24 protein-coding genes are annotated in these 21,047 nt (G+C 64.4%); 10 read left to right on the top strand and 14 right to left on the bottom strand.

Features of this window, described 5'->3' with window-relative positions; all coding sequences use genetic code 11:
* Window positions 1–7: 7 nt before the first annotated feature.
* Complete coding sequence (locus tag Q7T45_RS13670) at window positions 8–1,135, bottom strand: efflux RND transporter periplasmic adaptor subunit (RefSeq protein WP_304871466.1); 1,128 nt, start codon at window positions 1,133–1,135, stop codon at window positions 8–10.
* A gap of 275 nt (window positions 1,136–1,410) precedes the next feature.
* Here Q7T45_RS13670 and Q7T45_RS13665 point away from each other — a divergent pair, with 275 nt between their 5' ends.
* Window positions 1,411–2,235: a cysteine rich repeat-containing protein gene (locus Q7T45_RS13665; protein ID WP_304871465.1), complete on the top strand. Its 825-nt coding sequence runs from the start codon at window positions 1,411–1,413 to the stop codon at window positions 2,233–2,235.
* Between the two features lie 47 nt (window positions 2,236–2,282).
* On the opposite strand, the gene Q7T45_RS13660 is transcribed toward Q7T45_RS13665, so the two are convergent.
* A complete protein-coding gene (locus tag Q7T45_RS13660; protein ID WP_304871464.1) occupies window positions 2,283–2,639 on the bottom strand; it encodes a hypothetical protein in 357 nt (118 codons plus the stop codon).
* Between the two features lie 113 nt (window positions 2,640–2,752).
* Between Q7T45_RS13660 and Q7T45_RS13655 the strand changes: the two genes are divergently transcribed.
* The 4 genes from Q7T45_RS13655 to Q7T45_RS13640 all read left to right on the top strand — a co-directional run bounded on the left by Q7T45_RS13655 (window position 2,753) and on the right by Q7T45_RS13640 (window position 6,287).
* Window positions 2,753–2,977: a cysteine rich repeat-containing protein gene (locus Q7T45_RS13655; protein ID WP_304871462.1), complete on the top strand. Its 225-nt coding sequence runs from the start codon at window positions 2,753–2,755 to the stop codon at window positions 2,975–2,977.
* Between the two features lie 247 nt (window positions 2,978–3,224).
* Window positions 3,225–3,434, top strand: coding sequence for a hypothetical protein (locus tag Q7T45_RS13650; protein ID WP_304871461.1), 210 nt, complete (start codon window positions 3,225–3,227; stop codon window positions 3,432–3,434).
* A gap of 103 nt (window positions 3,435–3,537) precedes the next feature.
* Window positions 3,538–4,677, top strand: a complete 1,140-nt coding sequence (locus tag Q7T45_RS13645; protein ID WP_304871460.1) for an FAD-dependent monooxygenase — start codon at window positions 3,538–3,540, stop codon at window positions 4,675–4,677.
* On the top strand, window positions 4,674–6,287 hold the full coding sequence (locus tag Q7T45_RS13640) for a benzoate-CoA ligase family protein (RefSeq protein ID WP_304871459.1): 1,614 nt from the start codon (window positions 4,674–4,676) through the stop codon (window positions 6,285–6,287). Before Q7T45_RS13645 ends, Q7T45_RS13640 begins: the two co-directional genes overlap by 4 nt.
* Before the next feature lie 203 nt (window positions 6,288–6,490).
* On the opposite strand, the gene Q7T45_RS13635 is transcribed toward Q7T45_RS13640, so the two are convergent.
* The gene (locus tag Q7T45_RS13635; protein ID WP_304871458.1) at window positions 6,491–7,000 is read right to left on the bottom strand and encodes a MarR family winged helix-turn-helix transcriptional regulator; all 510 of its coding nucleotides are present in this window, start codon (window positions 6,998–7,000) and stop codon (window positions 6,491–6,493) included.
* The gene (gene maiA, locus Q7T45_RS13630) at window positions 6,990–7,622 is read right to left on the bottom strand and encodes a maleylacetoacetate isomerase (protein WP_304871457.1); all 633 of its coding nucleotides are present in this window, start codon (window positions 7,620–7,622) and stop codon (window positions 6,990–6,992) included. Before maiA ends, Q7T45_RS13635 begins: the two co-directional genes overlap by 11 nt.
* A gap of 121 nt (window positions 7,623–7,743) precedes the next feature.
* Between maiA and gtdA the strand changes: the two genes are divergently transcribed.
* The gene (gtdA, locus tag Q7T45_RS13625; RefSeq protein ID WP_304871456.1) at window positions 7,744–8,784 is read left to right on the top strand and encodes a gentisate 1,2-dioxygenase; all 1,041 of its coding nucleotides are present in this window, start codon (window positions 7,744–7,746) and stop codon (window positions 8,782–8,784) included.
* Between the two features lie 174 nt (window positions 8,785–8,958).
* Here the strand turns inward: gtdA and Q7T45_RS13620 are convergent, their stop codons facing one another.
* The 4 genes from Q7T45_RS13620 to Q7T45_RS13605 all read right to left on the bottom strand — a co-directional run bounded on the left by Q7T45_RS13620 (window position 8,959) and on the right by Q7T45_RS13605 (window position 13,193).
* On the bottom strand, window positions 8,959–9,795 hold the full coding sequence (locus Q7T45_RS13620; protein ID WP_304871455.1) for an ABC transporter permease: 837 nt from the start codon (window positions 9,793–9,795) through the stop codon (window positions 8,959–8,961).
* Complete coding sequence (locus Q7T45_RS13615) at window positions 9,788–10,561, bottom strand: ABC transporter ATP-binding protein (RefSeq protein WP_304871454.1); 774 nt, start codon at window positions 10,559–10,561, stop codon at window positions 9,788–9,790. The genes Q7T45_RS13620 and Q7T45_RS13615 overlap by 8 nt, the downstream gene beginning before the upstream one ends.
* A 134-nt stretch (window positions 10,562–10,695) precedes the next feature.
* A complete protein-coding gene (locus tag Q7T45_RS13610) occupies window positions 10,696–11,712 on the bottom strand; it encodes an ABC transporter substrate-binding protein (protein WP_304871453.1) in 1,017 nt (338 codons plus the stop codon).
* Window positions 11,713–11,828: 116 nt separating this feature from the next.
* The gene (locus Q7T45_RS13605) at window positions 11,829–13,193 is read right to left on the bottom strand and encodes an FAD-dependent oxidoreductase (RefSeq protein WP_304871452.1); all 1,365 of its coding nucleotides are present in this window, start codon (window positions 13,191–13,193) and stop codon (window positions 11,829–11,831) included.
* 153 nt (window positions 13,194–13,346) lie between these two features.
* Here Q7T45_RS13605 and Q7T45_RS13600 point away from each other — a divergent pair, with 153 nt between their 5' ends.
* The gene (locus Q7T45_RS13600; RefSeq protein ID WP_304871451.1) at window positions 13,347–14,318 is read left to right on the top strand and encodes a 2-dehydropantoate 2-reductase; all 972 of its coding nucleotides are present in this window, start codon (window positions 13,347–13,349) and stop codon (window positions 14,316–14,318) included.
* A 240-nt stretch (window positions 14,319–14,558) separates the two neighbouring features.
* Window positions 14,559–15,329 carry an SDR family oxidoreductase gene (locus Q7T45_RS13595; protein WP_304871450.1) on the top strand — a complete coding sequence of 257 codons (771 nt, stop codon included), beginning with the start codon at window positions 14,559–14,561 and terminating at the stop codon, window positions 15,327–15,329.
* Here Q7T45_RS13595 and Q7T45_RS13590 read toward each other — a convergent pair.
* On the bottom strand, window positions 15,326–16,054 hold the full coding sequence (locus Q7T45_RS13590) for an aspartate/glutamate racemase family protein (RefSeq protein ID WP_304871449.1): 729 nt from the start codon (window positions 16,052–16,054) through the stop codon (window positions 15,326–15,328). The genes Q7T45_RS13595 and Q7T45_RS13590 overlap by 4 nt on opposite strands.
* A 95-nt stretch (window positions 16,055–16,149) precedes the next feature.
* On the opposite strand from Q7T45_RS13590, the gene Q7T45_RS13585 reads away from it, so the two are divergent.
* Window positions 16,150–16,404 carry a hypothetical protein gene (locus Q7T45_RS13585; RefSeq protein WP_304871448.1) on the top strand — a complete coding sequence of 85 codons (255 nt, stop codon included), beginning with the start codon at window positions 16,150–16,152 and terminating at the stop codon, window positions 16,402–16,404.
* A 178-nt stretch (window positions 16,405–16,582) separates the two neighbouring features.
* Here the strand turns inward: Q7T45_RS13585 and Q7T45_RS13580 are convergent, their stop codons facing one another.
* The 5 genes from Q7T45_RS13580 to Q7T45_RS13560 form a co-directional block, all read right to left on the bottom strand.
* Window positions 16,583–17,380, bottom strand: a complete 798-nt coding sequence (locus Q7T45_RS13580; RefSeq protein WP_304871447.1) for an enoyl-CoA hydratase-related protein — start codon at window positions 17,378–17,380, stop codon at window positions 16,583–16,585.
* A gap of 71 nt (window positions 17,381–17,451) precedes the next feature.
* Entirely contained in the window at window positions 17,452–18,504 is a 1,053-nt protein-coding gene (locus tag Q7T45_RS13575; protein WP_304871446.1) for a methyltransferase, read from the bottom strand.
* Window positions 18,501–18,821: a YdhR family protein gene (locus Q7T45_RS13570; protein WP_304871444.1), complete on the bottom strand. Its 321-nt coding sequence runs from the start codon at window positions 18,819–18,821 to the stop codon at window positions 18,501–18,503. Before Q7T45_RS13570 ends, Q7T45_RS13575 begins: the two co-directional genes overlap by 4 nt.
* Before the next feature lie 125 nt (window positions 18,822–18,946).
* A complete protein-coding gene (locus Q7T45_RS13565) occupies window positions 18,947–19,363 on the bottom strand; it encodes a rhodanese-like domain-containing protein (RefSeq protein ID WP_370691267.1) in 417 nt (138 codons plus the stop codon).
* Window positions 19,364–19,520: 157 nt separating this feature from the next.
* Window positions 19,521–19,946 (bottom strand): heme-binding protein, encoded by a 426-nt coding sequence (locus tag Q7T45_RS13560; RefSeq protein WP_304871443.1) that lies wholly within the window; start codon window positions 19,944–19,946, stop codon window positions 19,521–19,523.
* Window positions 19,947–20,051: 105 nt separating this feature from the next.
* On the opposite strand from Q7T45_RS13560, the gene Q7T45_RS13555 reads away from it, so the two are divergent.
* Entirely contained in the window at window positions 20,052–21,041 is a 990-nt protein-coding gene (locus tag Q7T45_RS13555) for a hypothetical protein (protein ID WP_304871442.1), read from the top strand.
* Window positions 21,042–21,047 lie beyond the last annotated feature (6 nt).

Here is a 21,047-nt window from a genome sequence, read left to right as displayed (position 1 = left end):
ACCGGTCCTATTTGGCCGATGCCGGCGGCGCTTGATTCTTCTGCAGCTGCGGATCGACCTTCTGGCCGGGGATCGCGCGCAGCAGTCCGGCCGTCACGACACGGTCGTCGGGCTTCAGGCCGCTTTCGATCACGCGCAGGTCACCGTCCAGCGGCCCGGCCACCACCTTGCGCTGCTCGACGATATTGTCGCTGTTCACCACCAGCACGTAGCGGCCGGCCTGATCGCTGCCCAGCGCCACGTCGGGCACCAGCAAGGCGTTTGCCTGTTGCTCGACGGGAACGCGGACGCGAACGAAATATCCGGGCAGCAGGACGCGATCCGGATTGGGCAGCACGCCGCGCACCGCCAGCGTTCCAGTCGACTGGTTGACCGTCGGCGCCGCATAGTCGAGCTTGCCCTTGTGCGGATAACCGCTCTCGGTCTGCAGCCCGATCTCGACCGGCAGTTGCTCGAGATCGCTCGGCGTCATGCCGCGGCGCCGGGCCTCGGCCCGGATCTTCAGCACGTCCTGTTCGTTGACGTTGAAGTTCACATAGAGCGGGTCGAGCGCCACAATGGTCGCAAGCTGGGTCGGCGACGATGCGCCGACCAATTGGCCGACCGAGACCAGATGCGCGCTGACGACGCCGTCGAACGGCGCCGTGACATTGGTATAGCCGTAATTGACCGCCGCGATCCTGGTGTTGACCTGGGCCTGCTGCAGATTGGCTTGGGCGTTGTCGCGCGCGGACGTCGAATTATCCATCGTCGCCTGCGACACCACCTGCCGCTGCACCAGATCCGACTGGCGCTTGAAGTCGGCTTCGGCCTGTTTCACCGACGCCTGCGTACCGGCCTCGGCGGCCTGCGCCTGCTCCAGTTTCAGCTTGTAGGTCTCGGGCTCGATCGTGAACAGCGTGGTGCCGGCTTTCACCGGGGTGCCGTCCTTGTAATTGATCGATTGCAGCACACCCTGCACCCGCGCGACGAGATCGACGCTCTTGATCGGCGCGGTGTTGCCGGTGGCTTCGAGGTAGCGCGTGATGGCGCGCTGTGTCGGCAGTCCGACCTCCACCTTCGGCGGCGGCGGCGGCACAAAAGCATTTTGTTCGCAGGCACTTAAAACGACGAACGCCGATATGACGAAAGTCATGCGAAGGGCGTGCGTGACCCCGCGCCGCAAGTTGTCTGCCGGACCGGTGCATATTGGCGAATGCGTCGGCATTATTCCCCTGCCTCAATTGTGTTTTGTTCTGGAAATATTCGGTTCGATGGAAAATTTTCGACACTCATGAATAGCAACAATACTCTTGCAGTGGAACCCGAAACCGAAAATGATGCGGGCCTCCGAATTTCTTCGTTCGACCCATTCCGAATTTCGTTTCCATTGCAGCGGCGGCTGGCGACAACGCATAAGGATTTCCTAAAATGATCAACACGTTAAAACATGCGGCGCTGCTCGTAACCGCCATATTCATGGTGGCGACACCGGCCCATTCGCAAGCTCCCACCGACGCCCAGCGCAACGCCATCCGGTCCGCATGCCGCGCCGACTATCAGACCCATTGCGCCAGCGTGCCGCCGGGCGGCGAGGCCTCGCTGCAGTGCCTGCAGAAAAACATGTCGAGCCTCTCATCCGGCTGCCAGAGCGCGGTGCGCGCGGTTGAACCCGCGGCGGCGCCCAAGGCAGAGACGGCGCCTGCCGCTGCACCGAAGGCCGGATCTGCTCCGGCTGCCGCGCCCGCTGCCGCAACTGCGAAGCCCGCAACCGCGGCGCCTGCGGCCCCGAAAGCGGCGGCAAGCACGACCGCCAGCAAGCCGACCGATGCGCAGGTTGCCGCGATCCGCAGCGCCTGCCGCTCCGACTATCAGAAGGTCTGCGCCGGAGTGCCGACCGGAGGCGCGCCGGCACTGCAATGCCTGGAAAAGAACAAGGCAAAGGTTTCGGCGCCCTGCGCGCAGGCCGTCAACGCGCCCAGCGGCGGTGCAGCACCCGCAGCCGGCGGCACAGCGCCTGCCGCCGGTGGCACGGCTGCAGCAGCCCCCGCCGCTGCGCCCGCGGTCATCGTGTTGCGGCCGATGCGGCCGCGCGAAGAATTGTTCGTCCTGAGGTCGGCATGCAGCGGCGACGTTCGCACGCTGTGCGGCGGCGTTGCGCCCGGCGGCGGCCGGATCATGCAATGTCTGGCGACGCAGGCGGGCTCGATTTCGCCGGCGTGCAAGGAGGTGCTGACCCAGTTCGCAGCGCAGTAAACCGAGATGACGCTGCCTCCGGCCTGCCGGATCAAGCAGGCGGCAGTCTATTCGGTGCGAAATGCGAGGATCAACTGGATCAACCGAACCGACAGCGCGACATAGAGAATTGTCATGACGATCTGGTACGCCAAATGCCAGTTCAGCCTTGCCAGCTTGTAGAGGCCGTCGATGAAATTCAGGACCAGAAGGATGACGCCGAACAGCTCGACGCCGCGGCCGACCAGGCTGTGACACAAATAGCCGAACAGCTCGATCGCGGGATCGGCGCTCGAGACATGCGCTCCCGCCGAAACAATCAAGGTGCCGATGATCACCTTTTCGACGTGAGAGAATATTTCCTTGGAGGCCTGCTCCATATGTCCGGAATAGAACGCAAGCCACCTGTTTCTGATGTCCCCCATGGATACTCCTTCATGGACCGGCGATGGTTTCAAAGCCGCAATACAGCGGGTCCACGACCCGGAAGCAAGCCAACGAAGACCTGTGATCCCCGACGCAAGAGAGGAAACGACCCATGCTACGCACGATGTTGACGACCGCCGCCCTGCTGTTCGCCTCGCAAGCGGCCCTCGCGCAGGAAATGACCGCCGAGCAACGCAGCGCCTGCATGGGCGATTATGAAAAATTCTGCAAAGGCGTAGCACCCGGCGGCGGACGGATCATCGCCTGCCTGGCCAAGGAGAGCGACAAGATCACGCCGGCCTGCAAAAAGGTTTTGACCGCCGCCGAAAAGAAGTAGGCGGCCTTCAAAATCGCAAGCACCTTTCTTACCCTCCCCTGGAGGGGCCGAGACGAGCGAAGCTCGCTCTTGGGTCGACGCGAATGAAATGAGCGGCGGGGTGAGGTGAAGGTCTCTCCCGTTCGGCAGTGTCCAAGTTGAGACACCGTCACCCCACCCCGTCTCGCATCTGGCGATGCGAGCCGACCCTCCCCCTCCAGGGGAGGGTGAAGTGAAGGAGCAACCCGCTTTAACCAGGAGTGAAAACATGCGCTCATTTCTGCTTGTGGCAGCAGCCGTGATGGCCTTTGCCGGAACCATGACCTTCGAATCGACCGAGGCCAATGCGGTGGTCTGCGCCAGGGGCGTGGTCCGGGCCGGCTGCGCCGGCGCCCGCGGCGCGGTGGTCGTGCGCAAGCCGGCTGTGGTTTGCCGAACCGTGGTGGTGAACGGCGTTAAAGTGCGCCGCTGCACCTGACGCCGGCCCGGTCCTGACCGATATTTCTGGTAGCGCCGATGTCCGGCGAGCGTTAGTGTGTCCGCCTGATTGTAAGTATACTGTCGATTAGGGAGGATCGAGCTTGCGTGTCGCCGTGATCGGCGGAGGCCCCGGAGGTCTCTACTTCGCCTATCTCTGGAAGAAGCGTCACCCCGAGGCGCAGATCGATCTGTTCGAGCAAAATCCGGCCGGCGCCACCTGGGGCTTCGGCGTGGTGTTCTCCGAGCAGGCGCTCGAATTCCTGCGCGCCGACGACCCCGACACCGTGGACGCGATCGCGCCACGGATGGAGAGCTGGAAGAACATCACGCTCAATCTGCGCGGCGAAAGCGTCGAGATCGACGGCGTCGGCTTCTCGTCGATCGGCCGGCTCGATCTCCTGAAAATCCTGCAGGCGCGCGTCCGCGCGGTCGGCGTCGAGCCGCGCTACGACACGGTCATCCAGTCGGTGGATGAGCTTGATGGTTACGACCTGATCGTCGCCGCCGATGGCCTGAACTCGCTGGTGCGCCGCGGCTTCGAAGCCGAATTCGGCGCATCGGTATCGCATTCCACCAACAAATTCGCCTGGTACGGAACCTCAAAACGCTTCGAGACGCTGTCACAGACCTTTGTGCAAACCGGGCTCGGCGCGTTCAATGCGCACCATTATCGCTACGCGCCCGACATGAGCACGTTCCTGGTCGAATGCGATTCCGCGACATGGCTGCGTTACGGCTTTGCCGACAAGACCATCGAGCAGTCGCAGGTGATCTGCGAACAGGTATTTGCCTCCACGCTGGACGGCCACAGGCTGGTGTCGAACAAGTCGGTGTGGCGCAATTTCCCGTGGATCTGGAACGAGCGCTGGTCATTTGGGAATATGGTGCTGATCGGCGACGCGCTGCACTCGGCGCATTTCTCGATCGGGTCCGGCACGCGGCTTGCGATCGAGGACGCGATCGCGCTGGTCAAGGCGCTGGAAGCGGTGACGGATGTTCCCGCGGCGCTCGAACGTTACCAGGCCGAACGCAAGCCGATCGTGCAAAAGCTGGTGAAGGCGGCGCGAACCAGCGCCGACTGGTACGAGAAGTTCCCCGAGCATATGCAGCTCGGCCTGATGGATTTTGCCTACAGCTACATCACCCGCTCCGGCCGGATCGACGATGCACGTTTGCGCGCGATGTCGCCGGCCTTCATGGCGCGCTACGAGGCGTCGAAGCTGCACGGGACCAGCCGATGACACCCGAAATCGCCGACCAGGTACCGTCGGACAGCCCCGGCGCGCGCGAAATCGGTTTTACGATTCCGCAGACCTACAACGCCAGCCGCATCCTGTTCGACAATCTCGCAAAAGGCCGCGGCGACCGCCTTGCGCTGATCGGCCCGCTGGGGACGCGCAGCTATGCCGAACTCTGCACTGAGGCCTGCCGCTGGGGCCACGGTTTTATGTCGCTCGGACTGCAACGCGGCGACCGCATCCTGATGTTTCTCGACGATACGCCGGCCTATCCGGCGGCGTTTTTCGGCGCGGTGCGATCCGGCTTCGTGCCGCTCTTGATCAACACGCTGACGCCGCCGGACCTGCTGCAGTTCTACCTCGCGGATTCCGGCGCCGCCGTGGCCGTCGCCGATGCCGAATTCTGTTCGCGCTTCGATGCCGAGGCCTGCAAGGACACGGCATTGCGCACGCTGATCGTGGTCAATGGCGCAGCACCCGCTCACGCCGTGGCGAATACCATCGTCGCCGAGAACTGGCTGCCGGCGTTTCCGACCGAGCTTGCGGAAGCCGACACCGACCGTAACGAGATGGCACTCTGGATGTACTCGTCGGGCTCGACCGGCCGTCCCAAGGGCATCGTCCATCTGCAGCACGACATGGCCTATAGCGAGGCCGCCTTCGCGCGCAACGTCTTGAAGCTTGCGCCCGACGACATCTGCTTCTCGGTGCCAAAGATCTTCTTCGCCTACGGCTTCGGCAATTCCATCACCTTCCCGTTCGCGGCGGGCGCCACAACGCTGCTGCTGCCGGGCCAGCCCAGGCCGGCCTCGATCTTTGCGGCGATCGAGCGCTTCCGGCCCTCGGTCTTCTTCGGTCTGCCGACGCTCTACACGTCCCTGACCAAGGCCGACAATGCGGCGGCCACGAATTTCTCCTCGCTGCGGATGGCGCTGTCCGCCGCCGAGGTGCTGTCCGCCGAGGTGTTCAACGGCTGGAAGGCGCTGACCGGCCTCGAAATCGTCGAAGGGCTGGGATCGACCGAAGTGCTGCACATCTATCTCAGTAATCGTCCCGAGCAGAAAAAACTCGGCGCCGCCGGCCTGCGCGTCCCCGGCTATGAGATCGAGCTGAAGGACAAGGACGGCCGCCACGTCGCCGACAACGAGGAAGGCATCCTGTGGGTGCGCGGCGATTCCAACACGCCGCTGTACTGGAACCGGCCGGATAAATCCGCCGAGACCATTCGTGACGGTGGCTGGATCTACACCGGCGACCGTTTTGTGCGGGATGCCGACGGCTTCCACTTCTTCCGTGGCCGCGCTGACGACTTGATAAAAATCTCCGGACAATGGGTCTACCCGCTCGAAGTCGAGCTCTGCCTCGCCGAGCATCCCGCCGTGCGCGAATGCGCTGTGTTCGCGGCGGAGCTGCCGGACCGGCGCATGACACTGAAGGCGGTGGTGGTGATGAACGACCGCGCCTTCGATGCGGCGGAGACGACGAAGCTGCTGCAGGATTTCGTCAAGGCGAAACTGCTGCCGTACAAATATCCGCGCGAAGTGCGCTTCCTCGACGAGTTGCCGAAGACGGGCACGGGGAAGATCGACAGACAGGCGTTGTTGAAGGCGTAGCCGCGTGTACCGCTGCGCCCCCTCTCCCGCTTGCGGGGGAGGGCCGGGGTGGGGGTGCTTCAGAAGCCACTGCCGTCGCGGCATGCCCCCACCCGCCGCGCTCTACGAGCGCGTCGACCTCCCCCGCAAGCGGGAGAGGTAAGGAGTGCCGTGGCCCAATCGTCATTGCGAGCGAAGCGAAGCAATGACGGGGGCCGACGCCATCAGCCCGATTTCCCCAGATGTTCCAGCGCATCCTCGGCGCGCAGCGGCACCCGCGAGGCCTCGTTGTTGAGATCGACCAGCTGCGTCAGCAGCGCCATCAGTGTTTTGCGGTCGGCCGGTTTCAGCGGCTGCAGTATTCGCGCCTGGGCGCGCTCGACCGACGGTATGATATCGCGCAGTAGTGCTGCGCCGGATCTGGTCAAATAAAGCAGTTTGGTCCGCTTGTCCCCGGGCGAGGGCTTGCGCTCGATATAGGCCTTGGCTTCCAGCCGCTCGATCACGCTGCCGAGTGTGGAACGGTCGAACGCGATCACGGCGGAAAGCCGTGTGGCATCGATGCCGGGATGGGTGCGGATCGAAACCAGCGAGGCATATTGCACCGGCGTCAGGTCGTATGCCTTGCACTCCTCGACGAAGATCGCCACCGCGATCTGCTGCATCCGGCGGAACAGATAGCCGGGCGCGGTATAAACCGCGTCCATCGTGATCGGATCCGGTTTACTCGGCATCGGCTTGCTTGTCCGGGGCGGCGTCGGCGAACGCCTTCATGGCCTGTGCCGCCGCTTCGGCCTTCAACAGGCGCGGATAGGCCGAGACATCGACGCTGAAGCGGCGCGCGTTGAAGAGCTGCGGCACCAGACAGAGATCGGCGATGGTCGGCGCTTCGCCGAAGCAGAACGGGCCGGGCTCATTGGCGATCAGGGCTTCGCAGGCAGCCAAGCCCTCGCGGTTGGCCCACGCCGCCCAGCCCGTCACCTGCTCCTCGGCCAGCCCGAGTTCGCGCAACCGCGCCAGCACCTTGAGGTTCTGCACCGGGTGGATGTCGCAGGCGACCGCCTGCGCGAATGCGCGCACCCTGGCGCGGCGCAGCGGATCCTTCGGCAGCAAGGCCGGCTGCGGATGGGTTTCCTCGAGCCATTCGATGATGGCGAGCGACTGGGTCAGCACCGCGCCGGTATCGTCCTGCAGCGCGGGCACCAGCCCTTGCGGGTTGATGGCGAGAAAAGCGGAACCGCGCTGCTCGCCCTTGCGAAGGTGGTGCGACAGGTGATCGGCGTCCAGCCCCTTCAGATTCAACGCGATTCTGACCCGGTAGGACGCGCTGCTGCGGAAATAGCCGTGCAGCTTCATGACGAACCTCCCCTGAATTCTTCTTGTCGGTTGCACTGCGTCGTTGACGCTATCCATATTGTAAGTATGCTGTCAATCGAGACAACGAGAACCACGTCAAGAGAGCCACGGGAGGCCCGTCATGGAAGCCGTACAGAAGACGCCGGAACGCGAGGCGTTCTACAAGAAGATCGACGGCGAGAACCTCTCGGCGCTGTGGAACGTGATGGGCGACCTGATCACGCCGGAGCCGAGGAGCGCCTGCCGGCCGCATCTGTGGAAGTTCGACGCCATCCGCGACTACATGACCGAAGCCGGCAAACTGATCACGGCCAAGGAAGCCACCAGGCGGGTGCTGGTGCTGGAAAACCCCGGCCTGCGCGGCCAGTCGAAGGTCACGACCTCGCTGTTTGCCGGCGTGCAGATGGTGATCCCGGGCGACATCGCCCCCGCGCACCGTCACAGCCAGTCGGCGCTGCGCTTCGTGCTCGAGGGCAAGGGCGCGGCGACGGCCGTCGATGGCGAGCGCACGCTGATGGAGCCCGGCGATTTCGTCATCACGCCGTCGATGACCTGGCACGACCATTCCAACGAGACGTCGAAGCCGATGTACTGGCTCGACGGTCTCGACATCCCGATGGTGCAGTTCTTCGACGCGTCGTTCGCCGAAGATTCCAAGGAAGACCAGCAGAAGATCACAAAGCCGCCCGGCGACAGTTTTGGCCGCTACGGCCACAATCTGCTGCCGGTCGACGGCAAGCGCAGCTCCAAAACCTCGCCGATTTTCAACTATCCCTACAGCCACACCCGCGAGGCGCTGGAACAGGCCAAGGCCCGCAACGAGTGGGACGCCTGCCATGGCCTGAAGCTGAAATTCTCCAATCCGGAGACCGGCGATTTCGCGATGCCGACCATCGGCACTTTCATCCAGCTGCTGCCCAAAGGATTCAAGACCGCGCGCTATCGCGCCACCGATGCCACCGTATTCGCGGCGATCGAAGGCAAAGGCCGCACCCGGATCGGCGACCAGACCTTCGAGTGGGGTCCACGCGATCTGTTCGTGGTGCCGAGCTGGCAGTGGGTCACGCATGAGGCGGATGTGGATTCGGTGCTGTTCAGTTTCTCGGACCGTCCGGTGCAGCAGAAGCTGGATCTGTTCCGGGAAGATCGCGGCAATGCGTGAGAGAATCTTACCCTGCCCTGGAGGGGGAGGGTCGACGCGACTGCAAGGAGCGGCGGGGTGGGGTGACAGTCTCTCCATTTGGACGGTGCCCGGGCTGAGAGATCACCCCACCCCGTCTCTCATCTCGCTTCGCTCGATGCGAGCCGACCCTCCCCCTCCAGGGGAGGGTAAGTATCACCGCCAGTGCAGCAGTCGCGTCTCCAGCAGATTGATCAGCTTGCCCACCGCCAGCCCGAACAGCGACAGCATCACGACGCCCGCCAGCAGCTGATCGGTCTGCATCAGGTTGCCCGCCTGCAGCACAAACGCGCCGATACCGAATTGGGCGCCGATCATTTCGGCGCTCACCACCAGCAATAGCGCCACCGAGGCGGAGATGCGGAAGCCGGCGAGGATCGAGGGCAGCGCGCCCGGCCAGACCACCCGGCGCACGATCGAGGCGAACGGCACGCCGAAACTCTGCGCCATCCGGATCAGGTTGCGCGGCACCGCATCGACGCCGCTATAAACCGAGATCGCGGTCGAGAAGAACACGCCGAGCGCGATGGTGGCGATCTTCGGCTCCTCGCCGATCCCAAGCCACAGGATCAAGAGCGGCAGCAGCGCGATTTTCGGAATCGGAAACAGCGCCGAGATGAAAGTGATGCCGACGCCGCGCGCCAGACTCGAGAGCCCGATGGCGAAGCCGACCACGACGCCAGCGATGGTACCGAGAATCCACCCCGACCCGATACGCACCACCGACGCCGACACGTGATTCCACAACGCGCCCGACACCGCGAGCTTCCAGATCGCGAGCCCGATCGCCGATGGTGGCGGCAGGAACAAGGGATTAACCCAGCCGGCGCTGCCGGCCAGCTGCCACAGCCCGATCACCAGCACCAATGCGATCCAGCCGGAATAGCGGCCGGCCTTCGGCGCGAACCCCGCGCCGCGAAAAGTGACGGGCCGCGCTTCGGCGGCGATGTCACCCGGCGGCGACGCCGCTTGATCCCCGGCGCGGTCAAGCATGCTGGACCTCGCGTTCGGCCTCGACGGCCTGTTCGCGGATCAGCGACCACAGCTCGCTCTGCAGCGCCAGCAATTGTTCGCAGGCATGGATGTCGCCGCGCTCGCTGCGGCTCAGCGGAATGGTGACCACTTCGCGAATTCGTCCGGGCCGCCGCGACAGTACCACGATGCGGTCGGCAATCCGCACCGCCTCTTCGAGATTGTGGGTGACATAGACCGCACCCATCGACCCATCGGCGAGCAGGCGGATAAAGTCTTCCATCAGCAATTCGCTGGTTTGCGAATCCAGCGCCGACAGCGGCTCGTCCATCAGCAGGATCGCCGGCCGCACCGCGAGCGCGCGGGCGATGCCGACGCGCTGCCGCATGCCGCCGGAGAGTTGCTTGGGGTACGCGCTTCGGAAATCCGACAGGCTGGTACGACGCAACGCGTCATCCACCACGGCACAGCGCTCGGCGTCGGAAAGGTCAGCATGCAGCAGCGGGAATTCGACATTCTCCGCCACCGTGCACCAGGGCAGCAGCGCAAAATCCTGGAACACGAATGTCAGCGGATTGCGGCTGTCGGCCGGCGGCGCGCCGCGCCATTCCGCCCGTCCTGAGCTCGGCTGCAAGAGCCCGCCCATGATCGACAATAGCGTGCTCTTGCCGCAGCCGGAGGGACCGACGATCGCCACCACCTCGCCCGAGCGCACCGTGAACGAGACGTCGTCAAGCACCTCGAGCGCGCCGAAGCGGTGGCTGATATGGTCGGAGATCAGGTCCATCTGGAATACCGGTTTACGATCTCGTCATGCCCGGGCTTGACCCGGGCATCCACGTCTTTAACGGCACAACAGCAAGAAAGACGTGGATGGCCGGGTCAAGCCCGGCCATGACGAAATAGGTTGCCGCGCCCACATCAATCCGCCTTGACGAATTCCTTCGCGATAATCGCATCGACCGAAAATCCCTTGTCGACAAAACCCTGCTCCTGCAGCCAGTCGATCTGATTGGCGACGTTCCTGACGTCGAGCTTGCCGTCCGGGTCGATATAGGCGCAGTTTCCGACCACCTGCTCGACCGGCAAATTGGTGTATTTGGCGATGATTTCGAGCAACGGTTTTGTCTTGTCGTTGATGTCAGCCTTGCCGTCCTTGATCGAGGCCAGGATCACGTCGTGATATTCGCGGTCGGCGCGGGCCAGTGCCGCGAGCAATTTGGTCACCAGCGGCTTGTTGGTCAGCGCCTTCGGCGAGGCGAATACGGCGCCGAGCTGCCATGGCGTTTCGTCGCCAACCCAGCCCAGCAGCTTGGCGCCGCCATCGTCGATCAGCTTGCGCGCGGTCGAGACCGGCAACAGCGCGGCATCCACCGTCTCGCCCTTCAGCGCGGCGGCGGCATTCGACAGCGACTGCATCGGCAGCACCTTGATATCGGCGAGCTTGAAGTTGTATTTGTCGGCCAGCAGCCCCAGCGAGTAGTGGAAGCTGGAGCCGGTCTGCGTCACCGCGATGCGCTTGCCGGCGAGATCCCTAGGGGTCTTCAGGCCCCCAGCATAGGCATTATTGCTGGCGAAATAGCCGATCAGCGGATAGCCGGCCTTCTCGCGGCTCATGCCGCCGATCACCTTCAGCGCGCCCTTGCCGGCGAGATTGTAGAGTCCGGCGGTGAAGGCGGTGACACCGAAATCGACATCGCCCGAAGCGGTCGCCACCGCGATCGGCTGCGCCGCATCGAAGAATTTCAGCTCGATCTCGAGCCCGGCCTCCTTGAAATAACCCTTGTCCTGCGCAATGAACACCGGCGCCGACGACGACAGCCGGAGCACGCCGATTTTGGCTTTCAATGGCTCCTGGCAACGGCCCTCGGAAGACGCGGCCCCGCCCACCATCAAAACCATCAGGCCCGCCAATGCGAGCCGCGCAAATCCCGTCATCCCGTTTCCTCCGTCATCTGAAACCGTCATTGCGAGCGTAGCGAAGCAATCCATCGTGAAGCAAGCTGGATTGCTTCGTCGCAAGCGCTCCTCGCAATGACGAACGTCAGAACCTCCTACAGCCCTTCGGGCACAGCCTGGTCCCGCCCGATGAACGCACCCTGCTGCTGCAACGCTTGTTGCAACTTTTCCACCGTGATGTCGCGCGGAATCGTGTTGCCGCCGAGCGCCAGTGAAGCCGCCGTTCCCGCCGCCTCCCCCATCGCAAAGCAGGCGCCGGAGACCCGCGCCGCCGACTGGCCGTCATGGGTCATCGAGGCGCAGCGCCCGGCCACCAGCAGATTGTCGATGCCCTCGGGCGTCAGCATCCGGTACGGCAGCTCATTAAAGCCGCGCGATTCCGGGATCGGCGGGAACTTGAAGATCACATCGCCGGCGACATGGGATTCCATCGGCCAGCCGTTGACGCCGATGCTGTCGTCGAACGCGGCGCAGCCGAGCACGTCCTCCCCACTCAACATGTAGCCGCCGATCACCCGGCGGGTTTCGCGGATGCCGAGCTGCGGCGGCAGGTCGACGATGTAGGATTTTTCAAACCCCGTCACCGTGCGCAGAAAATCGAACGCGGCGACTGCCTGGCGGCGGCCGTCGATTTCGCCGCGGGTGAGATCGTCGGGCAAGAGCCCGTTGATCGCGGTGCCGTCCTCGCGCGACAGCTGGGTGAAATTGACCCGCCATTCGATTCCAGAGCGCTGCGGCCGCACGATCGCAGCCTTGCGCGGGAAATGATGGGTGCCGGCGGCTGCGGCCGCCTCCATCAGTGCCGGAATGGTCCGCCAGGCGTCGCCGGCCTTATCCGGGTCGATGCCGTTGAGCCGGAACATCATCGAGGGGTACAGCATGCTGCCGGCGTTATCGCCGACCTCGAAGCGCGCGCCGGCCCAGGCCGCGAGATCGCCATCGCCGGAGCAGTCGATGAAAATGTCCGACCGCACCGCCTGCCGCCCGGCCTTGGTCTCGACCATCAGCGCGTTGATGCGCGTCTCGTCATGCATCACCACGCCGGCGCCGAGCGCATGGAAGAGGATATCGACCTTGTGGGCGGCCAACAGACCGTCGGCCGCGATCTTGTAGGCCGCAGTGTCATAGGCCTGCGCGAAAATCTTGCCGAGGATCAAATGCGGCGCATTCAATCCGCCGAGATGATCTATCCTTGCCAGCAGATCGGAGGCCACCCCCTGCACCACCCGATGCATCTCGCCAAACACATTGGCGTGCAGCCCGCAGAAATTCGTTACCCCCGCCGCGGTGCCCATGCCGCCGAGAAAGCCGTAACGCTCGAGCAGCAGCGTGCGCCGCCCGGCGCGCGCGGCGGCGACCGCTGCGGCTATGCCGGCCGGGCCGCCGCCAAGGACGACGACTTCGTATTCGCCGTAGAGCGGGATTTGACGGGCGGGTTCGGTGATGGTTTTGAGCGGCAATTTTGGAGTTCCCGAATGAGTGGCGGATGATCATGCCCCGGGTGCTGAAATTTAGCCATCTCGTCAAGGCTCGCCTGATGGGTTGCGCTACGACACCCGTCTGTGGAAACTGGCCGCCACGCCGTCGCCCACCTGACAAGGACACCCTCCCCCATGCGTATCTGCATCTTCGGCGCGGGCGCCGTCGGCAGCCATTTTGCGGTGCGGCTGGCGCTCGCCGGACACGAGGTGTCCTGCGTGATGCGCGGGCCGCATCTGGAAGCGGTCAAGGCCAAGGACCTGACGCTTCGGGTCGATGGCGCCGGATTCACGGCGCACGTCAAGGCGTCGGACGACCCGGCGGAGCTGGGGCCGCAGGATGTCGTGATCTCGACGCTGAAGGCGAACTCGCTCGGCAGCCTGGTCACGGGGCTGCCGCCGCTGCTGCGCGACCACACCGCCGTGGTGTTTGCCCAGAACGGCATTCCCTGGTGGTACGATATCGGGCTTGTCTCCGATGTGCCGCCGCCCGACCTCGGCTTTCTCGATCCCGGCGGCCAATTGCGATCGATGGTTGCCCCGGAGCGGATCATCGGCGGCGTGGTGCTTTCATCCAACGAGGTCATCGCACCCGGCATCGTCGCCAATCTTTCGCCCGAACGTAACATGCTGCTGGTCGGCGAATGCGACGATCGCGGCAGCGCGCGGATCGGGGCCCTGCGCGCCGCACTCAACGAGGCTTCGATCCAGTCGTCGCCGGTGGAAAAGATCCGGGAGACGATCTGGACCAAGCTTTTGACCAACATGTCGATGTCGGTGCTGTGCCTGTTGACCGGACAGACCGCGCGCGGCGTGCGGGACGAGCCCGACCTGCAGGACATCATCCCGCGGCTGCTCGACGAGGCCAATTCCGTCGCGCAAAGCTGCTTTCCCGGCGTCAAGCGCCTCGCCCGCACGGGTCCCGCGCCCGACCACAAGCCGTCGATCCTGCAGGACTACGAGCTCGGCCGCGCCATGGAAATCGATGTGCTGGTGCGCGCGCCGGCCGCGTTCGCCCGTGCTGCGGGACTGTCGACGCCGATGCTCGACTTGATGGCGGCGCTGGCGATCAGGATGGCGCGGGAGAAGGGGCTTTATCAGGGGTGAGCGGCATCGCGTGAATTCGGACTCGCAGCATTCGCGCGCTCCCCTTCACCTCTCCCCTTGTGGGAGAGGTCGGATCGCATCGAAGATGCGATCCGGGTGAGGGGTTTTGCTCCACCGATGGACCTGAACCCCTCACCCCAACCCTCTCCCACAGGGGGAGAGGGGGCTCACCGCCGTTGCCGCACCATCTCGCCAGTGCTTCAATCCGAATGAAACATGATCGGAAGTGAGAATCAAAACATGCACGTCAAGGACAAGGTCTGCATCGTCACCGGTGCCGCCAGCGGCATCGGCGAGGCGGTCGCGCGCGCTTACGCGGCAGCCGGCGCGCGCGGGGTTGTGGTCGGCGATCTCAGGACGTCGCGCGACCGGCTGGCAAAGGTCGCCGGCGAGATCGACGGCCTCGCCGTTACCTGCGACGTCGGACAGGAAGAGGACATCAAGGCGCTGATCGCGGCGGCCGAGGACAAGTATGGGCCGGTCGACGTGTTCTTTTCCAATGCCGGCCTGTCGCGCAAGGGACAGGAAGCGGCCTCCGACGCCGACTGGGACGTCAGCTGGCGGGTGCATGTCATGAGCCACGTGTTCGCGGCGCGCGCGCTGGTGCCGGGCATGCTGGCGCGCGGCTCCGGCTATCTGCTCAACACCGCCTCCGCCGCGGGCCTGCTGGCGTCGCTGAACTCGATGCCCTACGGCGTGACCAAACATGCCGCGGTGGCGCTGGCCGAGCATCTCGCCATTCAATATGGCGACCGCGGCATCCGGGTGTCCGTGCTGTGTCCGCAGTCGGTGCAGACGGGAATGACGACGCCGGGGCCGAGTGCCGCGCGCGTCGACGGCGTGCTGCAGGCGCCGGAAGTGGCGCGCATGGTGCTGGAGGCGATGGAGGCCGAGCGCTTCTTGATTCTGTCGCACCCGCAGGTGCATGACTACATGCAGCGCAAGGCGTCCAACCCCGAGCGATGGCTGACCGGGATGCGGCGGCTGCGCGACCGGATCTATGGCGGCTAAGTCCTGGGCGCAAACGGCGCGAGCAGCCCCGAATACGCTTTCGCCGCCGGAAAAGCGTAGCAGCCACGCCGCGAGGTCGTGAGCTTCAGGCCGGCCAGGGCTTCAGCCTGTTTGACCGCCGCCGCGACGCCATCGATCACGGGAACGCTGAACTTCCGCGAAAGCGTGGCCGCGAGATCGGCCATGCCCGCGCACCCCAGCACGATCGCTTCGGCGCCCTTGTCCAGCGCCAGCGCGATCTCGGCGTCGAGCCTGGCTGCGGCGCCCGAGCCGGGCTTTTCGAGATCGAGCACCGCGACATTGCACGCGCTCACGCGCACCCGCTCGGCGAAGCCGTAGCGGCGCACCAGCTCTTCCAGCGGCACGATCGAGCGCGGCAGCGTGGTGACCACCGCGATGCGCTTTGCGATTTGTCCCGCGGTGACCAGCGCCGCCTCGCAAATCCCGACCACCGGGAAACGCACCGCCGATCGCGCGGCGTCCAGCCCGGTGTCGTCGAAGCAGGCGATGATGCCGGCATCGGCGTCGGGGGCATTCATCAGTGCCTGAATCAGGCCGGGAACGGCGAAGGCTTCGTCATAAAAGCCTTCGATCGAGGCCGGCCCCATCGCCGACGTCACGGCCACGATCTCGGTGCCGGGGGCGGCGACGTCGCGCGCCGCGGCGCCGATGGTTTCGGTCATCGACGCGGTGGTATTCGGATTGACGATCAGGATTTTTGTCATGGGCCCTCGTCTAACACAAAAAACATCGTAGCCCGGATGGAGCGAAGCGCAATCCGGGTTACACTTGAACTGCGAAACAACGAAGGGCCGCGGCCTTGAAGCTCCTCTTATCCACGTTAGTTGGCCTGATCCTCGGCGCGGCTCCCGCTGTCGCGGCGGTGGAGCAATGCCGGTTCATCCAGGCCAAGCCCGAGCGCGAGGCCTGCTATCAACGCCAGGAAAAAGAACTCGCCGCCAAACGCAAGCCCGAGCCCGCCGCCGACACCTCGACGATGGATTCGCTGCAGGAGATGCGGCGGGAAGACGAGGCGCTATACAGGAGCATGCGCGGCATTTGCCGGGGATGCTGATCTTCTCCCTCTCCCCGCTTGCGGGGAGAGGGTCGGGGTGAGGGGGAATATCCGCGAGTCTGGTGTGAATTGATGGACTGGTACCCCCTCACCCGGATCACATCTGCGATGTGATCCGACCTCTCCCCGCAAGCGGGGAGAGGTGAAAGAAGCGCATCCCACCAACTCAACCCGCGGGTTATTTCTGTTTCCAATTGCCCGCGCGTTTCTCCGCGAACGAGGCCAGGCCCTCCGAAGCTTCCGCCGTCCGGCGGCGCGCCGAATGCATCCGCACCAGCCGCGCATAGGCCTCGTCGTCGACGCCCATGCCGCCGAACGAGCTTTCCAGCGCCAGCGCCTTGGTCTCGGCGATGGCCTCGGGACCATTGCCCAGCAACTGCGCCACCACCTTGGCGCCCGCGGCTTCCAGATCAGCCAGCGGCACCACTTCGTGGACGAGACCGATACGCCGCGCGTCTTCGGCGCCGAAGCGCTCGCCGGTCAGGGCATAGCGGCGGACCTGGCGGACGCCGATGGCGTCGCACAGTTGCGGGATGATGATCGCTGCGGTCAGCCCCCAGCGTACTTCGGTGATCGAGAACAGCGCATTGTCGGCCGCGATCACCACGTCGCAGGCGGAGATCACCCCGGTGCCGCCACCAAAACAGCCGCCCTGCACCAGCGCCACAGTCGGAATCGGCAACAGGTTCAACCGCTGCACCGCCTCGAACGTGGCCTGCGACACCGCTTCGTTCTCTTCAACCGATTTCGGCCGGACGCCATTGATCCATTTCAGGTCGGCTCCGGCCTGAAAGTGCTTGCCGTTGCCCCTCAGCACCACAACGCGCAGCTGAGGCTTTTTGCCCAGCTCATCCATCGCAGCCAGCACGCCGTTGATCAGACCGGCATCATAGGCATTGTTGACCTCCGGGCGATTCAACGTGACCGTGGCGACGCCGCGTTCGTCGAGATCCCACAAGACCGGGTTGGCAGGCATGGACGCTTTCCTTCGTTGGATGGTTGCAATTGTCGTGGTGGCAATACGCCGGGATCGCCGGCAGCGCCAGATTATTTCGCCTTGGTGCCGGCGATGCGGCTGAGCGAGCCCGCGATGAATTCGTGCACGCCGACATCCGCAAAGCCCGCCGCCCTGAAGTAGCCGATCACGTCGGCCTCCGAATGGGCAAGCCCCAGCGAATCCCCGATCGCCTGGCCGAGGCCCCAATAGGCCGGCCCCCATGGCCCGGTGCGCTCGTCATTGGTGGTCTCGCCGATCAGATGCATCTCGCCGCCCGGCAGCAGCGCGTCGTGTGCCTTGCGGATCACAGCAGCGATGATCTCGCGGCTGTACATCGGCAGATTGGAGGCCATGATGGCGACGTCGCAGCCGGCCGGGAACGGATCGCGCGTGAAGTCGCAGGCTTGCGCCTCGACGCGATCGGCGACGCCGTTCTCGGCGATGAACTCGCGCGTCACCTCGCACACCACAGGCAAATCCAGCACCACGGCGCTGATGCCGGCATGTTCCTTCGCCGCCACGATGCAATAGGCGCCGGAGCCGCCGCCGATATCCATGATGCGCTTACGGCCCGCGAGGTCGACCTGGCGCACGAAGCGGCGGCCCGCGCCCATGCCGATCGAGTAGGTCGCATTGTGGTAGCGCCGCGCATCGGCGACCGTGAACGTCTCGATCGCGCCCATCACCTTCAGTTCCCTGGTGCGGATATGCTCGCCCAGCCGCCCCCACTCGTTCCATTGCGGCTTGGTGAACGTAATCCACGGCCCCATGTAGCCGGGACTGCCCTCGACCAGGAAGCGCTCGACATCAGGAGCATTGCGATGGCGACCCTGCGCCTTCTCCAGCAAGCCCGTGGCACACAGCATCACCATCAACCGCTCGGCGTTGGTCGGATGGATGTCGAGGGCCTTGGCCACTTCCTCGTAGGTCCCGGCGCCCTTGCTGATCGCCGTAAACATGCCGACCTCGACCGCCGCCATCAGCGCCGCGGATTGCCCGTAGGACTGCGCGATGTTCTGCAGCCGGACGGTGGTGACCGGCGCGCCATCCGTCGGCGGCATCTGGTTCTGCTGGGTCATGATGCGCGAGGCGGCTACCGTCACTCCGCCGCGTCGAGGATGGTCTTGCCGAGCGTGTTGTCGACCACGACCGGCGTCTCGAAATAGCTGATCTCGGGCGGCGTGCCGTAGCGATCGGTGATCATCTGGCGCCATTCCGCATTGTAGACGCGCTCGGCGGCCTCGCGGCTTTCCCACAGATAGCAGCCGCCGCCGGTCCGGCTTTCGGCGTCGAACAAATAGTATTTTCTGATCAAGCCGGGCAGGCCCTGGTACTTCGGCGCCGAGCCCCTGAACAATTCGGCCGCCTTCGCGACATCGATGGCTGCGGGCAGCTTGAACCGGACGAGGGCGGTAATCATCGGCGAATCCTCATGGCACTTGCTAGAACATGGCACTTGCTGGAATTTTCTTCCGCAGTTTCGGGCAGGATGCGGCATTTCGGCGATTACGGCAAGGATGTCGCGTCAGCGCGCCTGAAGTTCGCTCATTTCTCTACCGGACCCTTGCGCGCCCGCCATCCCCCCATGCCGGCCGGATAATGCTGCACGTCCTGCCTGCCAGCAGCGATCATTCGCTTCATGGCGGCTGCGGATCGCCCCCCGGCCTGACAGATCAGCACGACGCGCTCGCCGCGCGGCACGCGAGCGGGATCGAATTGCGAGAGCGGATGATTGACCGCGCCGGGAATGTGCCCGCCGGCATATTCGTGCGCCTCACGCACGTCCACGACCGTGCACGCTCCGCTTCCATGCGCCTGCAGGAGTTCCTCATGCGCAATGGCCGGAGTGCTGGAGGTAGCCAAGAACTTGCTCAAGAACCGAGACAGCATCGAACCAGCCTTTCCCTTGTCACGAGACCTGACCGCGTTGGCGGCCTCGAACCGCGTCAGCGAGCGCACCATATATTTGCATCTTCTAATATATGCAATGACGAAGGCTAAGCAATGGGCCACCTGGAGTCGCCATTCAGGAACCCGCGACCCTGCATTTTTTGCGTCGCAGGGGTCGATACCGTGGATCGCTGCGAATGCTCTCGCCATGCCGGCGGACGCGTGCGGTTCAGAGCGCCGCGAAGACCTTCGCGCCCAATTGGCCGATCTCTTCGTCCTGCGCGGGCGTTCCACCGCTCTCGCCGAGGGCGCCCAGCATGGTTCCGTCGCTGGACCTCAGAACGATGCCGCCCCATACCGGCGTATAGAGAGGATCGCAGAACCACGCGATCTCGCGCCTGTCGTCGCCCAGCGACATGTCGAAAAGCCGTTCCTTGATGGCCTTGGTGTCTCTTTGCCACTTCGTCGCCGTATAGGCCTTGTTGTAGCTCATGCGCGCGTTGAGGGCCGAAGCGCCGTCCATCCTCGAGAGATGAATGAGGTCGCCACCGGCATCGACGACCGCGGCGGAGAATTTCAATCGCTTTTCGGCCGCCGCCTTCAACATCGCATCGACGATCTCGCGGGCTTCTTTCAACCCGAGCCTGTCTGCCATTCCCGTATCTCCCTGCAACGAGCTTGATATGCATCAAGACCCTTAGCAGTTTAGACCTCATCATTATAATTGTTATCGGTCCTTCCGACGGGGCTGGAGGAGGCCATGGTCACCCAATCCCTGAAGAAAGCCCGCTTCTTCGGCCGGGATGGCGATTGCCGGCTTGCGAAGCGGATCGCGGCCGTCCTGCTGGCGAGCGCGATCGTGCTCATGCCGGGCATGCAACCTTCTCTTGCGCAGGCGCCGAAGATGGACCGCCAGACCAACGGCCTGATCATGCTCATCGAGTTCGAGAAGATCGAAGGCATCCGTCAGTGGGAGCGCCAGCTCGACGGCCGTGGCCTGACCGCGCTGGTGCAGGCGCAGCACAATGTGATCGCCGAATACCCGAAAGATTTCGGTCGTCTCGCGCTCAAGGGCTACCCGATCGCGGGCCTGTATGCCGACAAGGCCTTCTGGGATGTACCGTATGAGGAGCAGCTCGCGCGGATGCGCGAGGTGAAGGATGCCATCGAAAAGATCACGGTCGTCAAATCCATGCGGGTATTCGGGAGCAGGTATTTCGCCTACGACGAAAATACCCTGCGCGCCGCGGACGCTCTCGGCGTGGAATACGTGCTGGCGCGCGGCACGGCCGGCGAGCGCGCAACCGTCTACGCCCCACGGGAATACAAGGCGAAGATCATCTCCGTGTCCAACGTGCCGTTCGGAGAGATGGGCACGGGCTCGCTATGCGATTACAGCCTCTGGGCGCGCGGTTCGACCGACGAGGACTTTGCGAATGTTGTCGACAAGGTGCTGGCGCGGCGGCCTTCCGACATGATCCTGGTTTCGCATGCCTATCTCGGCGGCACGAAAACAAAATGGTGGCGCACCTACGAGAAGGCGCTGGCAAGCAATGGTGTGCAGTGGCGCCGGTTCGACGACTGGGTGAAGGCCGTCGGGGTTGTCGCTCTGCCTTTCGACAAGATTCCGGTGAACCGGGAGGTCAAGTACGAGGCTCCAAAGCCGGCGGTGCCGCTCGACCGTCTGGAAGACCTGCCCGGCCTGAAATCGGAAGGCCCGATGAAGTCCGGCGAACCGCTCTGCCAGTAATGCGGC

Origin of the sequence: Bradyrhizobium sp. (assembly GCF_030646015.1) — a bacterium.
In the GTDB taxonomy this organism is placed as follows: Bacteria; Pseudomonadota; Alphaproteobacteria; order Rhizobiales; family Xanthobacteraceae; genus Bradyrhizobium.
Note: the sequence above shows the minus strand (reverse complement) of the source record. Positions and strands in the feature narration are given on the sequence as shown.

Coding starts and splice junctions, on each gene's coding strand:
- Q7T45_RS13670 (WP_304871466.1), bottom strand. CDS start 1,135: ATGACTTTCGTCATATCGGCGTTCGTCGTTTTAAGTGCCTGCGAACAA.
- Q7T45_RS13665 (WP_304871465.1), top strand. CDS start 1,411: ATGATCAACACGTTAAAACATGCGGCGCTGCTCGTAACCGCCATATTC.
- Q7T45_RS13660 (WP_304871464.1), bottom strand. CDS start 2,639: ATGGGGGACATCAGAAACAGGTGGCTTGCGTTCTATTCCGGACATATG.
- Q7T45_RS13655 (WP_304871462.1), top strand. CDS start 2,753: ATGCTACGCACGATGTTGACGACCGCCGCCCTGCTGTTCGCCTCGCAA.
- Q7T45_RS13650 (WP_304871461.1), top strand. CDS start 3,225: ATGCGCTCATTTCTGCTTGTGGCAGCAGCCGTGATGGCCTTTGCCGGA.
- Q7T45_RS13640 (WP_304871459.1), top strand. CDS start 4,674: ATGACACCCGAAATCGCCGACCAGGTACCGTCGGACAGCCCCGGCGCG.
- Q7T45_RS13635 (WP_304871458.1), bottom strand. CDS start 7,000: ATGCCGAGTAAACCGGATCCGATCACGATGGACGCGGTTTATACCGCG.
- maiA (WP_304871457.1), bottom strand. CDS start 7,622: ATGAAGCTGCACGGCTATTTCCGCAGCAGCGCGTCCTACCGGGTCAGA.
- gtdA (WP_304871456.1), top strand. CDS start 7,744: ATGGAAGCCGTACAGAAGACGCCGGAACGCGAGGCGTTCTACAAGAAG.
- Q7T45_RS13620 (WP_304871455.1), bottom strand. CDS start 9,795: ATGCTTGACCGCGCCGGGGATCAAGCGGCGTCGCCGCCGGGTGACATC.
- Q7T45_RS13615 (WP_304871454.1), bottom strand. CDS start 10,561: ATGGACCTGATCTCCGACCATATCAGCCACCGCTTCGGCGCGCTCGAG.
- Q7T45_RS13610 (WP_304871453.1), bottom strand. CDS start 11,712: ATGACGGGATTTGCGCGGCTCGCATTGGCGGGCCTGATGGTTTTGATG.
- Q7T45_RS13600 (WP_304871451.1), top strand. CDS start 13,347: ATGCGTATCTGCATCTTCGGCGCGGGCGCCGTCGGCAGCCATTTTGCG.
- Q7T45_RS13595 (WP_304871450.1), top strand. CDS start 14,559: ATGCACGTCAAGGACAAGGTCTGCATCGTCACCGGTGCCGCCAGCGGC.
- Q7T45_RS13590 (WP_304871449.1), bottom strand. CDS start 16,054: ATGACAAAAATCCTGATCGTCAATCCGAATACCACCGCGTCGATGACC.
- Q7T45_RS13580 (WP_304871447.1), bottom strand. CDS start 17,380: ATGCCTGCCAACCCGGTCTTGTGGGATCTCGACGAACGCGGCGTCGCC.
- Q7T45_RS13570 (WP_304871444.1), bottom strand. CDS start 18,821: ATGATTACCGCCCTCGTCCGGTTCAAGCTGCCCGCAGCCATCGATGTC.
- Q7T45_RS13565 (WP_370691267.1), bottom strand. CDS start 19,363: ATGGTGCGCTCGCTGACGCGGTTCGAGGCCGCCAACGCGGTCAGGTCT.
- Q7T45_RS13560 (WP_304871443.1), bottom strand. CDS start 19,946: ATGGCAGACAGGCTCGGGTTGAAAGAAGCCCGCGAGATCGTCGATGCG.
- Q7T45_RS13555 (WP_304871442.1), top strand. CDS start 20,052: ATGGTCACCCAATCCCTGAAGAAAGCCCGCTTCTTCGGCCGGGATGGC.